The organism is Shewanella aquimarina (assembly GCF_023349185.1).
GTDB lineage: Bacteria > Pseudomonadota > Gammaproteobacteria > Enterobacterales > Shewanellaceae > Shewanella > Shewanella aquimarina.
The window spans coordinates 341,088-354,775 of record NZ_JAKIKY010000002.1 but is presented as its reverse complement, the minus strand read 5'-3'; the positions used below and the strand labels follow the sequence as shown (position 1 = coordinate 354,775).

At 53.0% G+C, this 13,688-nt stretch carries 9 protein-coding genes, 1 other RNA gene and 1 pseudogene; 4 read left to right on the top strand and 7 right to left on the bottom strand.

What is annotated here, in order from left to right; translation table 11 throughout:
* Positions 1 to 79 precede the first annotated feature (79 nt).
* On the top strand, positions 80 to 2,815 hold the full coding sequence (locus tag L2731_RS03700) for a DEAD/DEAH box helicase (protein ID WP_249251889.1): 2,736 nt from the start codon (positions 80 to 82) through the stop codon (positions 2,813 to 2,815).
* 169 nt (positions 2,816 to 2,984) lie between these two features.
* Here L2731_RS03700 and L2731_RS03695 read toward each other — a convergent pair whose 3' ends face one another.
* Positions 2,985 to 3,638, bottom strand: coding sequence for a hypothetical protein (locus tag L2731_RS03695; RefSeq protein ID WP_249251888.1), 654 nt, complete (start codon positions 3,636 to 3,638; stop codon positions 2,985 to 2,987).
* Positions 3,639 to 3,849: 211 nt separating this feature from the next.
* Here L2731_RS03695 and L2731_RS03690 point away from each other — a divergent pair.
* Positions 3,850 to 4,081: pseudogene (locus tag L2731_RS03690) on the top strand (transposase family protein); the annotation flags it as partial.
* Between the two features lie 434 nt (positions 4,082 to 4,515).
* Here L2731_RS03690 and gcvP read toward each other — a convergent pair.
* The 6 genes from gcvP to L2731_RS03660 form a co-directional block, all read right to left on the bottom strand.
* Positions 4,516 to 7,404 (bottom strand): aminomethyl-transferring glycine dehydrogenase, encoded by a 2,889-nt coding sequence (gene gcvP / locus L2731_RS03685; protein WP_249251887.1) that lies wholly within the window; start codon positions 7,402 to 7,404, stop codon positions 4,516 to 4,518.
* Positions 7,405 to 7,575: 171 nt separating this feature from the next.
* Positions 7,576 to 7,965: a glycine cleavage system protein GcvH gene (gene gcvH / locus L2731_RS03680; protein ID WP_041508592.1), complete on the bottom strand. Its 390-nt coding sequence runs from the start codon at positions 7,963 to 7,965 to the stop codon at positions 7,576 to 7,578.
* Positions 7,966 to 8,167: 202 nt separating this feature from the next.
* A complete protein-coding gene (gcvT, locus tag L2731_RS03675) occupies positions 8,168 to 9,262 on the bottom strand; it encodes a glycine cleavage system aminomethyltransferase GcvT (RefSeq protein WP_249251886.1) in 1,095 nt (364 codons plus the stop codon).
* Positions 9,263 to 9,738: 476 nt separating this feature from the next.
* The gene (locus tag L2731_RS03670) at positions 9,739 to 10,947 is read right to left on the bottom strand and encodes an FAD-dependent monooxygenase (protein ID WP_249251884.1); all 1,209 of its coding nucleotides are present in this window, start codon (positions 10,945 to 10,947) and stop codon (positions 9,739 to 9,741) included.
* 11 nt (positions 10,948 to 10,958) lie between these two features.
* Complete coding sequence (gene ubiH, locus L2731_RS03665; protein ID WP_239852211.1) at positions 10,959 to 12,200, bottom strand: 2-octaprenyl-6-methoxyphenyl hydroxylase; 1,242 nt, start codon at positions 12,198 to 12,200, stop codon at positions 10,959 to 10,961.
* A 61-nt stretch (positions 12,201 to 12,261) separates the two neighbouring features.
* The gene (locus L2731_RS03660; RefSeq protein WP_041508588.1) at positions 12,262 to 12,834 is read right to left on the bottom strand and encodes a UPF0149 family protein; all 573 of its coding nucleotides are present in this window, start codon (positions 12,832 to 12,834) and stop codon (positions 12,262 to 12,264) included.
* A 283-nt stretch (positions 12,835 to 13,117) separates the two neighbouring features.
* Between L2731_RS03660 and L2731_RS03655 the strand changes: the two genes are divergently transcribed.
* On the top strand, positions 13,118 to 13,426 hold the full coding sequence (locus L2731_RS03655; protein WP_041508587.1) for a cell division protein ZapA: 309 nt from the start codon (positions 13,118 to 13,120) through the stop codon (positions 13,424 to 13,426).
* 77 nt (positions 13,427 to 13,503) lie between these two features.
* Positions 13,504 to 13,684: non-coding RNA, 6S RNA (ssrS, locus tag L2731_RS03650), on the top strand.
* The last annotated feature ends 4 nt before the right edge of the window (positions 13,685 to 13,688 follow it).

Genomic DNA, 13,688 nt, shown 5'->3' with positions numbered 1-13,688 from the left:
AATCTCCCACCACACCTTGTTGAAATTTAATGGTTAAGTTACTCTTGCAACGCTAATAAACCATGGGGATGGATAGGGTTTGCAAGGGATTCTGAGCTACTACAAACAGTGCTTTGCGCACGACAGCGCCGAGATCAACCTCTGGTCGTGTCATAAACTGGCCGAGCAAGATCAGCTGATGCTACAGGGTGAAGATGAGCTTGCCAGTGGCTTTCTCCCCCGTCTCCCCTTGCCCCACACCTTAGCCTCGGCGTTAATGAACCGCAGCGCCCTCTATCTGCGCGAGCGGGTATTGCTGCATTGCAGCCTCTTCTTTAGCGGCACCATAGAGCTCAATGGCGAGCGACGTAAGGTAGTTACACCGCTGCTCTATCGCGAGTGCCAGATACAGGCCGATGGCGATGAGATCTTCCTGCAAGCCAGCGAGTCATTGACCGGCCAAAACCCTTTTACCATCAACGAGGCGCTGCTCGAAAAGCTCGTGGTGGAAGGCCACAGCCTAACCCAGGAGCTGCGTGATAATCCCACCGACGTGAGCGGCTGGATTGCCTGGCTGAGCGCCGGACAGGCCGATGTGGATGCCACCCAGCTACTGCATTTTCCCAAGCTGATTGATGAAGCGGAATTTGAAGGCTTAAGGCGAAAACGCAAAGGCTTTCTGGTGAGTCGCAGCCAGCTGGTGCTGGCCGAGCGGTCCCTGGCCAGTCGCGGCATACTGCACGAACTCGACCTATTGATGGCGACAACTGAGCTTTCGCCGCCGCTACAGGCCCTGTTTGCCGAGCAGCAGCCATCGCTCCAGATCAAACGACAGATCACAACCCAGCAAGATTGCCTGCCGGGACTGCTGAGTAATGCCCAGATGCAGGCACTGGATATCGCCGCCAACCACACCCTAGGGCAGATCTCAGGCCCGCCCGGCACAGGCAAGAGCTACACCATAGCCACCATTGCCGCCGAACAAATATTACGGGGAAAGTCGGTACTGATCGCCGCGCACACAGATGTTGCCGTGGACGTGATCGCCGATAAGTTACAGCAACAATTTAAGCTAGGCAGCAGCCTGATCCGCGCCGGTTCGCCGCAGTTTATCAAGCAGCTCAAGTCCCAGGTGGACGACATGCTCAATGGCATTCATCCCGTCGCCAATCGCAAGGTGACGGATATCGAGCTGCAGAAAGCCTACAAACAGCTAGAGATAGTGACCAAGCAGCAAGCAAAACTGGAAGAGAGCTTTACACGCCATTGCAAACGCGCCATCGGCCGCGGGCAGAAGCTGGCAAAACTCGAGCAGCAAAAATCCCGCTGGCGCCTGCCCTACTATAACTGGTTCTATCGCGCTGGCATTAAGCGCTTCTCCCGTCAGTGGGAGGCTCTCGACAGCTTAAACGGCCTGATAGCGCAGAAAGAGAAGCTCAGCCTTGAATATATGCAGCTGGCCACCAGCCACAGGCAAAACCGCCTGCTGCAAAACAAGCGCGGCTCCTTGGTGAACTTTGCCAAGGCGATACGGGCGCGCCAGTCGGCGAAACAGCTGGAGGCATTCTACAACACAGACTTCTCGGCGCTGCAGCAGACCTTTCCCATCTGGTTATCCAGCCTGGCCAACCTGCACCGGGTTTTGCCCATGCAGCAGGAGATGTTCGATCTGGTGATCATCGACGAGGCCACCCAGGCCAATATTGCCGAGTGTCTGCCCGCCCTGCAGCGTGCCAAGGCGGCGCTAGTGGTGGGTGATAGCAAACAGCTGAGACACTTCTCGTTTCTGTCTCGCGAGAAACAAGCCAGCATTCAGGCCCAGCTTGGCATAGCGCCCGACAGACGCGGACTGATGAGCTATCGCGATGCCAGCATGCTCGACCTGGTATCTGGTTCGCTGAGTGCCCAGTCACAGGTCACCTTCCTGGACGAGCACTTTCGCAGCAAGCCTGAGCTTATCCAGTTCAGTAATCAGGCCTTCTATCAAAATGCCCTCAAGGTGATGCTGCATAGGCCCTGCACCAGCTCGGGACATCTGCACAGAATACGGATAGACGGCGATCGCGACGCCAAGGGAGTTAACATCCTCGAGGCCGAGGCCTTAATCGACAAGCTGAGCCAGCTCATCGATGAGCAGGTCGATGCCTTGGTGCCCGCCAGCATTGGCGTGCTCTCCTGTTTTCGACACCAGACCGACTATCTGTCGAAGCAGATCATGGCACGTTTCAGCCTGGCGCAGATCGAGCGTCATCAGCTACGTATTGCCACGCCTTTTGGCTTTCAAGGCGAAGAACGGGACATCATGCTGCTCTCTTTCAGCGTGACAGCTCAAGACACTCGCGCCGCGGCCTACCTGAATCGCGCCGATATGTTTAACGTGGCCATCACCCGCGCCAAACAGGCCCAGTGGCTGTTTCTGTCTTTGGATGAAACGGCGCTGCCTAACAATAATCTGCTGGCTAAATACCTCACCTCGGCGACCCAGTTTGAGGCTAAACACAACTATGTCGATGCGTTAGATGAGTTCGGTCAGTCGGTGACCCAGGCGCTTGAGGCCAAGGGGATTACTGTGTGGCGCGCCTACCATATGGCGGGGCTGGAGCTGGATATTCTCTGCCGCTACGGCGACCAGTATCTGGCAATAGACTTAATTGGCTACCCTGGCCCTTGGGAGGACTTCTTCGAGATTAACCTCTACAAGCTACTGCAACGCGCCGGCGTCAACCTAATACCCCTGAGCTACGGCCTGTGGAGCCAGCAGCAAGACCTGTGTATCGACCACATCTGCAAGCAGTTCGGCATTAAACAAACGGAATACATCCCAGCTAACAAATAATTGTATCACCGACGATACACATACTGGAAAGCCAACAATCTTCGTCCTCAGGTTGGCCTCCCTAAAGTAAGTAGCCAGCCATTGGGAAGCTAAAGGTCTATCTCTGGGAGGCTGGTAGAAACCCTTTTTAGATAACGCCTACCATTAACCTATTTATTACTATTTAAATTTATCGTGGTTTCCATAGCGTTTTAGACTGTTTCAAAGCTGACATTAGCGAGTAGTACTTCACCTTGTAGGGCCATTGATTCGATGGATGCCAGAAATCAACAAAGTAGTAACCTTTAGCATGGTACAACCATTCTGCAGACTTATCTGATTTTTCTAGTTTTGATTCAATTAATGGGTACGTTGCACCACAGATAATCAAGTCAGGGTTAATAGATTGAATTTGCTGCCACAGCAAATCCCAATCACTATTTACATAAGCAAACAGGTCTTCGTTAGTTGATGAGCTTTTGCCGCTACTCTTCTTAATATTAATTACCGCACAGCTTTGAAATGCCTCTTCTAACTTAGGATTTGACTTATAGCCCTCATCAAACTGAATTACCTCGCCGGTTTCAATAAGCTTATTAATCCCATCGACCCATTGCGCCATAGACCACCACATGGACTTCCCTAGTTCACTTAATCGTTTACTTGCTAGGTAATCATTGAGAGCCCATTCATCTATTACATCAGGAGAACTTTCATAGGCCTCCTTCATCAAAAAAAGAACTTTTACAGGAGCTTTTTCCCAAGCCTTTTCATTGATAATTCCGTCAGAAATAAAAAACTGACCATCATGTATCTCACGCTCTTTCCAAGATATAAAATCCATTTAACTCTCCGTTATTTACAATCCAATATAAGGGGTTTAAAAAACCTTTTGTGGTGAAATGGTACTTTTTGCTTAATACCGCCCAATGTATATGTTTTCCCAAAAAAAATTCTCCTTTTGAATCAGGGCGGGATTGTATTTTTTTGCCAGTATTGAGTGTAGCTCCCAGGTACTGTTCTAATGGCTGCCCATTTGATAAGTAGCGGTCCTGATGAATTTACTCGAACACCTAACCGTTGTTGAAGACGCCCGCTCTGACGTCAACCAAAAGCATAACATTGTGGACGTTTTGTTCCTTGTCTTAAGCGCCATCATTTCGGGTGCAAAGGGCTGGCAAGACATTGAAACCTATGGTGATAGCATACAGCCATGACTACAAAAATTCCGTCCATTTAAGCATACTATTCCTCGACGACACTCCACCGCTCGCATCTTGCATTCTGTGGTCGTGGAGTCACCACTTAAAAACACACCAACAATGCTCAACCAGCCAAACACTAGAACGAACCACAAGGGTTCGCTTTTTTATATCTAACCTTCAGATGAAGCTAGTTACGCCATAATTGCGTCGCTGACGAAGCACTCTTTGCACAATCAGCTCCGCGGCGGCAAATCGAAGGCTTTCGCGCGGAGTTGACTTGTGTCAATGAGCACGAAAGCTGAGATTCAACGCCGCAGTAACGAGTCCAAGCAGCTAACAAAAAAGCGAACCACAAGGGTTCACTTTTTTATTATGGTCAGTGCCATGCACATCTCAAATGACGTTACTGCCGAAGATAAGACAAGGAAGCCTGCTGTTTTCGCCGCGCAGTTGACTCTAGTCAATGAGCAGCGAAAACAACGGGGTGACGCCGTATTATCGAGGGCAAGTAGTCATTTACTTGTAATCGTCAATCGGTGCACACGAACACATCAAATTACGATCGCCGTACACATCATCGATACGATTCACAGTCGGCCAGAACTTGTTAGCCTTAACCGCAGCCGTTGGGAACACGGCAGTTTCACGGCTGTATGGACGTGAGTCGAACTCGCTGTCCATGATGTCGGCCATGGTGTGCGGCGCGTTGTGCAGCGGGTTGTTGTCCGCTGGCCACTCACCTGCTTCAACCTTGGCGATCTCGCCGCGGATGGCAACCATGGCTTCGATGAAGCGATCCAGCTCGGCCTTAGACTCAGACTCTGTTGGCTCTATCATCAATGTGCCCGCAACCGGGAAGCTCATGGTCGGCGCGTGGAAGCCGTAGTCGTTCAGACGCTTAGCAATATCCATCTCGGTGACGCCTGAGGCTTCTTTGAGTGGACGCAGGTCGATGATGCACTCGTGCGCGACGCGGTCATTACGGCCTGTGTAGAGCACTGGGTAATGAGCAGACAGCTTCTTCATCATGTAGTTGGCGTTAAGCAGTGCCATCTGAGTCGATTGTCTCAGGCCCTGATAGCCAAGCAGCTTGATGTACATCCAGGTGATAGGCAGGATGCTGGCGCTGCCGTATGGCGCTGCCGATACCGCACCGTTGTTGTCTGACTCACGACCATGCTTAACCACGGCGTGACCGGCAACGAATGGCGCAAGGTGCGCTTTAACGCCGATTGGGCCCATGCCTGGTCCGCCGCCACCGTGTGGAATGGCGAAGGTCTTGTGCAGGTTAAGGTGCGACACGTCGGCGCCGATTGAACCAGGTGAAGTCAGGCCTACCTGAGCGTTCATGTTGGCACCGTCTAGGTAAACCTGACCGCCATGCTGATGGATCACCTCACAGATCTCCGCGATGGTCTCTTCGTACACACCGTGAGTCGATGGGTAGGTGACCATGATGCAAGAGAGGTTTTCGGCCACTTCGGCAGCCTTGGCCTTAAGATCTTCCATATCCACGTTACCCTGCTTGTCACAGGCGGTAACCACAATCTTCATGCCAGCAAGCTGGGCCGAAGCCGGGTTAGTACCGTGGGCAGACTGAGGGATAAGACAGACGTTTCTGTGGCCTTCGCCGCGAGACTCGTGGTACTTCTTGATGGCCAACAGACCGGCGTATTCGCCCGATGCACCCGAGTTAGGCTGCATGCACATGGCGTCATAACCTGTGATGTCGACCAACCAGTTTGACAGCTCCTCGATAAGCTCGGCATAACCCTGTGCCTGATCTTGCGGGCAGAAAGGATGCATGTTGCCAAATTCTGGCCAGCTTACCGGCATCATCTCGGTCGCCGCGTTCAGCTTCATGGTGCAAGAACCTAGCGAAATCATCGAGTGGTTCAGTGCTAAATCTTTGTTTTCCAGACGCTTGATGTAACGCATCATCTCAGTTTCGCTGTGGTAGCGATTGAAGGTTGGATGCTCGAGGATGGCGTCTTGACGAACCAGCTCGGCTGGAATTGAGTTGCTGCCATTCTTGATGATGTCGGCGTCGATCGCCGCAACGTCCAGACCATGACCTTCGCCCAGTACGATATCGAACAGCTGCGCCACATCTTCACGAGTGGTGGTCTCAGCCATGGCAACACCTAAGATGCCGTCGCTGTCGATACGCAGGTTCACTTCACCGGCGATGGCGCGTGCCTGTACGGCGGCGCTGTCTGCAACCTTGAATGAAACGGTATCGAACCAGGTATCGTTTACCAGCTCAACGCCCTTGGCCTTAAGACCGGCGGCGAAGATGTCGGCGAAGCGGTGGATACGATCGGCGATGATCTTCAGACCTTTTGGACCGTGGAATACGGCGTAGAAAGAGGCCATGTTAGCCAGTAGCACCTGTGCAGTACAGATGTTTGAGTTCGCCTTTTCGCGGCGGATATGCTGCTCACGAGTCTGCATCGCCATACGCAGGGCGCGGTTGCCGCGAGTATCTTGTGACACACCAATAATACGGCCTGGCAGTGAACGCTTGTGCTGATCGCGGGTCACGAAGAAGGCCGCGTGTGGACCACCAAAGCCCATTGGCACACCGAAGCGCTGAGCGCTACCGAAGACAACATCGGCGCCCATTGAGCCAGGCGATTTAAGTGACACCAACGACATGATGTCGGCGGCAACGGTCACGACGGCTTTCTTCTCTTGCAGGGCAGCAAACAGCTCGGTGAAGTCGGTGATTTGACCATAGTGGTTGGTGTATTGGAACAGGGCACCAAACAGCTCGTAATTAACCGCTTCGCTGGCTGGGCCAACGACGATTTCGAAACCGAAACACTCGGCGCGGGTCTTTACCACGTCGATAGTCTGTGGGAACACATCATCGGCGATGAAGAAGATATTGGCCTTCTTCGCCTTAGAGACACGCTTGGCCAGCGCCATGGCTTCGGCTGCGGCGGTGGCTTCGTCCAGCAGGGAGGCTGAGGCCAGATCAAGACCGGTAAGGTCCATCGACACCTGTTGGAAGTTCAGGATGGCTTCTAGACGGCCCTGGGCGATCTCTGGCTGGTATGGGGTGTACGCCGTGTACCAACCTGGATTTTCGAATACGTTACGCTGAATCACGCTTGGCACGATAGTGCCGTAGTAACCCATGCCGATGTAGCTCTTGAACACCTTGTTCTTATCGGCGTACTTGCGAATCGCAGCAAGGCCTTCGGCTTCACCACAGGCGCTGCCAACGGCAAGATCGCGTCCAAGACGAATCGACTCAGGGACTATCTGCTGTGTTAAATCTTCTAAAGATTCTGCACCAACGAAGTTCAGCATCTCTTGCTGATCTGCGCTGTCCGGGCCGATATGACGACGGATGAATAGTTCGTGCTGCTCTAACTGAGTGAGGGTTTCAGTGGTCATGATTAACCTAGTTCCATATTTGCCAGTATCCTAGCTGTAGGGGGCTGGTGTTACCGGTCTCGTTGTTTGATGTGGTTCTACTTCTCGTTATATGGCAATGGCTTATTGCATGGCCTTATAACGAACGAAGCCCCATCTCTATGCGATATGGGGCTTCGTCGTCATCGACAATTACTCTTCGTCGATAACCGCTTGATAGCCTTCGGCATCAAGCAGATTGTCTAGTTCGCTCAGGTCGCTTGGCATAATGCGGAAGAACCAGCCATCGCCGTAAGCGTCGCTGTTAACCAGCTCAGGAGAATCTTCCAGGGCTTCGTTAACCGCTACCACTTCACCTGAAATGGGTGCGTAGATGTCTGAAGCGGCTTTTACCGACTCGGCTACCGCGCAGTCATCACCGGCGCTAACGCTGTCGCCAACTTCTGGCAGCTCAACGAAAACCATGTCGCCTAGTAGCTCTTGGGCGTGCTCACTGATACCAACAGTGTATGAACCGTCATCTTCTTTGCGGATCCATTCGTGTGAAGAAGCGTATTTCAATTCAGTCGGAATATTGCTCATTATTTTTGTTCCTTGTTCCGTAGTGCTAAATTTTAAAAACTAAGCCTGCTTAACCACTCAAGCGCCTGTCGTTGGACTGGGTCAGCCGATATTTTAGCAGCTTTGCCCCGAGTTGCTTAGCCTGTATCAGACTAACAACCCAGACCCACCAACGCCCTTTTGGCTACCTGACGGTCAAACAGGGATAACCCTTATCAAACAGTTAGAAGGCCTGCTTACCGTTACGCACGAAGCTAGGTGCGATCACTTTAACAGGGACGCGCTTCTTACGCATCTCGACTTCTGCGACATCGCCAACAGAATTAGGTACGCGCGCCATGGCGATTGAGTAACCTAAGGTTGGTGAGAAGGTGCCGCTGGTGATAGCGCCTTGCTGCTCGACGCCGTCTGCGTCGGTGAAGAAGACTGGCATGCCGGTGCGCAGTACGCCCTTGGCTTCCATCACCAAGCCAACGAGCTTGTCAGCGCCGGCGGCTTTGATAGCGGCTAGCGCTTCACGGCCGATGAAGTCACGATCTTCGGGTTCCCAGGCGATGGTCCAGCCCATGTTGGCCGCCAGCGGGTTAACGCTCTCGTCCATATCCTGGCCGTACAGGTTCATGCCTGCTTCTAAACGTAGGGTGTCGCGGGCGCCCAGACCACATGGCTTAACGCCATTATCTAGCAGGGCTTGCCACAGGGCTTCGGCTTCTGCCTCAGGTACGATGATCTCGTAACCGGCTTCGCCTGTGTAACCTGTGGTTGCGATGAAGAGAGAGCCAGACTGCACACCGAAGAAAGGCTTCATGCCTTCGACTGCTGCGTTTTGTTCGTCGGTAAATACCGCCGCCGCCTTCGCCTTAGCGTTAGGGCCTTGAACGGCGATCATCGCCAGCTCAGGACGCTCGGTGACAGTCACGTCATAGCCTTTAACTTGCTCGGTGATCCAGGCGAGGTCTTTCTCGCGAGTGGCCGAGTTCACTACGATACGGTAATGGGTGTCGCTGAGATAATAGGTGATCAGGTCGTCGATAACGCCTGCATTGTGGTCTAACATGCCACCGTAAAGCGCCTTACCCGGCACCTTGAGTTTGGCGACGTCGTTGGCCAGTAGCTTACGAAGAAAATCACAGGCCTGAGCACCGGTAACGTCAACTACTGTCATGTGAGACACGTCAAACATCCCTGCGTCTTGACGCACAACATGGTGTTCTTCAATTTGAGAGCCGTAGTTTAGCGGCATGTCCCAACCGTGAAAGTCGACCATTTTGGCGTTAGATTCTAGGTGCTTGTTAAAGAGTACAGTTTTATTAGCCATTATTATCTCTTCTTTTTTGCCCTTTTCGGGTCTTACCTGGCGGTGCCTCAGCGCTAGGGCATGATTGATGAAATGGGGCAGAGGCCGAAAGGGTCGGTCAAGCACTCTCTTGTCATCAATAGGCGGTAGCGAAGCAGACGATTATAGTCAACCGTGCTGAACTGACACACCTGAACCTAGGGTACTTTAGGGCCAGGATGTGATTGCAAAGATGAGTTTTTGCATCAATTGCGTCGAATAAGATGCATCAACAAATTCTGTTTTAAGATACGCGCTTGGTATCAAAATGCGGCGAAATTATACCTTGCGTCACAGTTTTGTATACAAGAGAATTTTCTAATCCGAACCATTTTTCCATTACTTTTTCTCATGTTTAAAATGTAGTTTTTTTACATGAGAATCCGTATATCAAATCAAATGATGTCAACCACTTGTATTTAAAAACAAAATGATATTCCGCCGCATTTTCTCAAGCCTTATTTACACAACTCAGGCAAGCGGGTTTTGTTACCCATAGCCTGTTGCATAAACAGTGTTTTCACAGGAGAAAGGTTATCCACCAGGTTGAGGCCCAGATCCCTGAAGGCTTTTTTCACCGGATTGCTACCTTCGAAGAGTCGCTTGAAGCCCTCCATCGCCGCGATCATCTCCAGCGCGTCCGCCTTACGCCAACGCTCTAGCGGACGTAGATTGGCATAATCGCCGATATCCTTGCCCTTGGCCTTAAGCTCGCTCAGGGTCTCAATAATGGCGGCGGCGTCTAAGAAGCCCAGGTTGACTCCCTGCCCCGCCAGCGGATGAATGGTGTGGGCCGCATCTCCGGCAAGTACCAAGCGGTGACGGGCGAAGTGACGGGCATAACGCATCCGCAGCGGGAAGGCCTGTGGCTCGCTTTCCAGCGTGCACATGCCCAGCTTACCGTCGAAGGCGGCGGTAAGGCTGCGCTCGAACTGTATCTTGTCTCCCTCAAGCAGTTCTTGCGCCTTGGCCGGTGGTACCGACCAGACGATGGAACAGAGATCTTTTTCAAACAGCGGCAGAAACGCCAGTGGGCCGTCGCTTAAGAACACCTGTCTGGCGGTAGCATTATGGGGCAGCTCGGTGCGAATAGAGGCGACAATGGCATGATGGCCATAATCCCAGAAGGTCATGGGGATCTTGCACTGCTCACGCACCCAGGAGTTAGCACCATCGGCGCCTATTACCAGCGCCGCAGACAGATTGTCGCCATTATCCAGGGTCAGCCAGGCTTCACGCTCACCGAAGGCGATTTTTTCCAGACGGTGATTTTCAAGGTGGGTTACCTCACCAAGCTCGCTCGCTCGGGTCGCCAACGCATGGCTGATGTTGTCATTTTCTATGATGCTGCCCAGGGTCTGCTCGCTGATAGAATGGGCATCGAAACCTATCTTGCCCAAGCTATCCTTATCCCACACCGCCATCTTCTGATAGGGGCCGACGCGAGACTCATCGATATAGGCCCAGGCTCCCAGATGGGTAAGTAATCGCTGACTGGCCTTGTTGATGGCACTGACTCTTAACCTGGCCTCGCCAGATACTGCCTGGGTTTCCCCGGCGTCGATCACCACGACCCTAAGCCCCTCCTGACCCAGGCCAATGGCGGTTGCCAGTCCTACCATGCCTCCGCCGATAATGGCAACGTCATAGGTTTGTGTACTGAACATAGAGAGATCCTTTATCGAAACTGACTGGCAGATTGAGGCGATTTCCACCCCATGGCTTTACGGGCAATAGGGGTCTTGAGCGGCGGACACCAGGAGAGCAGTCTAAGCCCCAAGTTGCGACCGGCCACCAAGGGCCAGTGCTGATTGGAGAAGCCGCGCACAAGAAATTCCACATTGGTGATTGTCGTGTCGCGATCTTGCTGACGACGACTCAGGTATTCGTGGGTCAGCTTGGCGCCGCCGATATCCTCGCCCCGCTCGAGCGCCTCATCAACCACCTCGAGCAGACAGACGAGATCCCTCAGCCCCAGGTTAAAGCCCTGACCGGCGATTGGATGCAGCGTCTGCGCCGCGTTACCGATAAACACGGTGCGCTGATAGATGGGGCGCGCCATGTAGGAAAGCTTAAGCGGGTAGGCATGACGCTCACCCACATCGATAAAACGCCCGGCGCGGTGGCCGAAGGCGTCCTGCAGTGCATCTAAGAAGGCGGACTTATCTGCCCCCAGCATCAGCTGGGCATGTTCAGGCGCCAGGGCCCACACCAGGGAGACGCGGGGTTGCCCGTCCACGTTGGCCATAGGCAGAATGGCCAGCGGGCCGCTATCGGTGAAACGCTCATACGCCCACTCGCTATGCGGCGTGTCGGTAAGCACGTTGGCCACCAGCGCCACCTGCTCGAAATCCACCTGCTCAAGCGGCAGCTTAAAATCTTGTCTGACCTTAGAATGTAACCCATCTGCTGCTACCACCAGCTTGGCGCTGATGGCAGTGCCATCGTCTAGCATCAGCAGCTGCTCATCGACCCCGGCGGCTATGCTGGCCACCTTGGCGGGACAAAACAGGCTGACATCCTGGTGCTCAAGCAGGTTAAACAGCTTGGCACCGACACGCTCGAGCTCCACCACCTGCCCAAGATAAGGCAGATGAAAATCCTTGGCATTAAGTGTGGTCATGCCGAAATGGCCGCGATCCGAGACATGAATATTCTCGATGGCCGTGCCCAGGTGGGCTAGCTTAGGCCAGATGCCGAGACGGGTCAGCTCGAAAATAGAGCCCTGGGCGATGGCGATGGAGCGGGCATCGAATCCCGGATGGCCGTCGCCGGGACGGTTGGCTTCGATAAGGGCGATACGCAGCGATTGCTGCCGGGTGTGCGCTAAATTAGCCAGGCCAAGGGCCAGGGTGGCACCGGCCATGGCGCCGCCAACGATGGCGATATCAAACGGCTTAGGGTAAGACGAAGTGGTCATTCACTTTCTCTATTGTTGGCAAGCGCTTAACTAGCGCCTGCCGCTTCAAATGCAGACAATATTAATGAATCATGGGGTCTTGATCTTTGATCTCACTCGGCTCGGGGCCGAATTCGGCATAACAGAGTAGCGCCGCCATACGGGCAAACTCCATTAGCTCGATATAAGCTGCCTCGGACTCTTCATCTTCGGCCACATCGAACTCCACCTGAGCGATCTCGGCGAGATCTTGAATCACCTCTTTGACATCACTCGAGGCGCGGTTGAGCTTAGGCTGCGCCATGGCAATCCCCGTCAGGAAGCTCTGCACCCAGAGCGACAGGGCCTCGACGCGCTTGCTCAGGGTCTCCTCCTCTTCCGGCGCCATAGGCGTGAAACCGAAATCGGCGTCAGTGATGCGCGCCAGGGTATCTTGATAGAGTTCTTCCAGCAGCTGCACCAGTGAGGGGGGCGGCAACTGACCATCGTTGATCAATTCGAGCAGGGGCTTGATCCACTCGCTCTTGGCTTGACCAACGCCACCGCAGATCAGTCCCACCAGGGAGCCATGGACTTCAACGGGATGTTGGGCGATATCGGCGGCATTGAGCTCGGCGAACAGAATTTCGATGCGTAAAGAGGGAGGGGTTGCCATAAGGTGTTCCAGTCATTATTTCACTTCTGACATGCTAGCAGATCTGGCCTGCTCGACCAAGCCAAAAGCATAGGCCTGCAGCCAGCTTAACCCATGGGCAGCGCTACACCATAGCGTTAGTTGCGCACAATTCACGCAGCCACAGGCTACCAATGCTAAGCTATTGGTTATCTAAACAACATTTAATCTAACAAAGCGTTATTAAGGCCCCAGTGTTATTGCACTTTCCAGGGCAGCCCGATATAGTCCGCTCAACGACAGGATAAAAGGATCTACATCGCAAATGAGTAGCCATGCTATCGAAATTAGCTTATTGGGCCGCACCTACTCCATCGCTTGTCCGATAGGACAGGAAGATGCCTTGCGCCATGTGGCCGACAAGCTGGAAAAGCAGCTGAGTTCCCTGCGTGCTCGAACCAACAACCTTAGCCGGGAAGAAATTGCCATCATGGCCGCTCTGAATATTGGCTATGAATTGTTGGAAGAACAGAAGAAGAATCAAGATTATATTAAGCAGATGGATGAAAAGATCGGTCTGCTGCAGTCGACCTTAGAGAGTGCGCTGGTTGAGCGCGCAACAAAAGGCGATTAAACTGTAATTACGCGTGAGGCGAAGCGATTTATAACGAATATCGCCGCCCGATCTAAGAGGTCGATACGCAACAATTTTGCTCCCTGTGGTGTGCGTGAGTCGGTTATGTCCCTGTGCCGATATTTACAAACTCAGGGTGAATGTTTTGATGACATTGCGCAAGCTCGGCGCGAACCGAGAAGCCTTAGGATTTAATCATTTACCCGCCTTGAACCTACGGTTCAAGGGCTACACCGGTAACGGCATCTTGGGGAGCAATTCA

What these genes read in the sequence shown, in the direction of transcription:
- L2731_RS03660 (WP_041508588.1), bottom strand. Translation starts at nt 12,834, where the DNA reads ATGGCAACCCCTCCCTCTTTACGCATCGAAATTCTGTTCGCCGAGCTC.
- L2731_RS03655 (WP_041508587.1), top strand. Translation starts at nt 13,118, where the DNA reads ATGAGTAGCCATGCTATCGAAATTAGCTTATTGGGCCGCACCTACTCC.
- gcvP (WP_249251887.1), bottom strand. Translation starts at nt 7,404, where the DNA reads ATGACCACTGAAACCCTCACTCAGTTAGAGCAGCACGAACTATTCATC.
- gcvH (WP_041508592.1), bottom strand. Translation starts at nt 7,965, where the DNA reads ATGAGCAATATTCCGACTGAATTGAAATACGCTTCTTCACACGAATGG.
- gcvT (WP_249251886.1), bottom strand. Translation starts at nt 9,262, where the DNA reads ATGGCTAATAAAACTGTACTCTTTAACAAGCACCTAGAATCTAACGCC.
- L2731_RS03670 (WP_249251884.1), bottom strand. Translation starts at nt 10,947, where the DNA reads ATGTTCAGTACACAAACCTATGACGTTGCCATTATCGGCGGAGGCATG.
- ubiH (WP_239852211.1), bottom strand. Translation starts at nt 12,200, where the DNA reads ATGACCACTTCGTCTTACCCTAAGCCGTTTGATATCGCCATCGTTGGC.
- L2731_RS03695 (WP_249251888.1), bottom strand. Translation starts at nt 3,638, where the DNA reads ATGGATTTTATATCTTGGAAAGAGCGTGAGATACATGATGGTCAGTTT.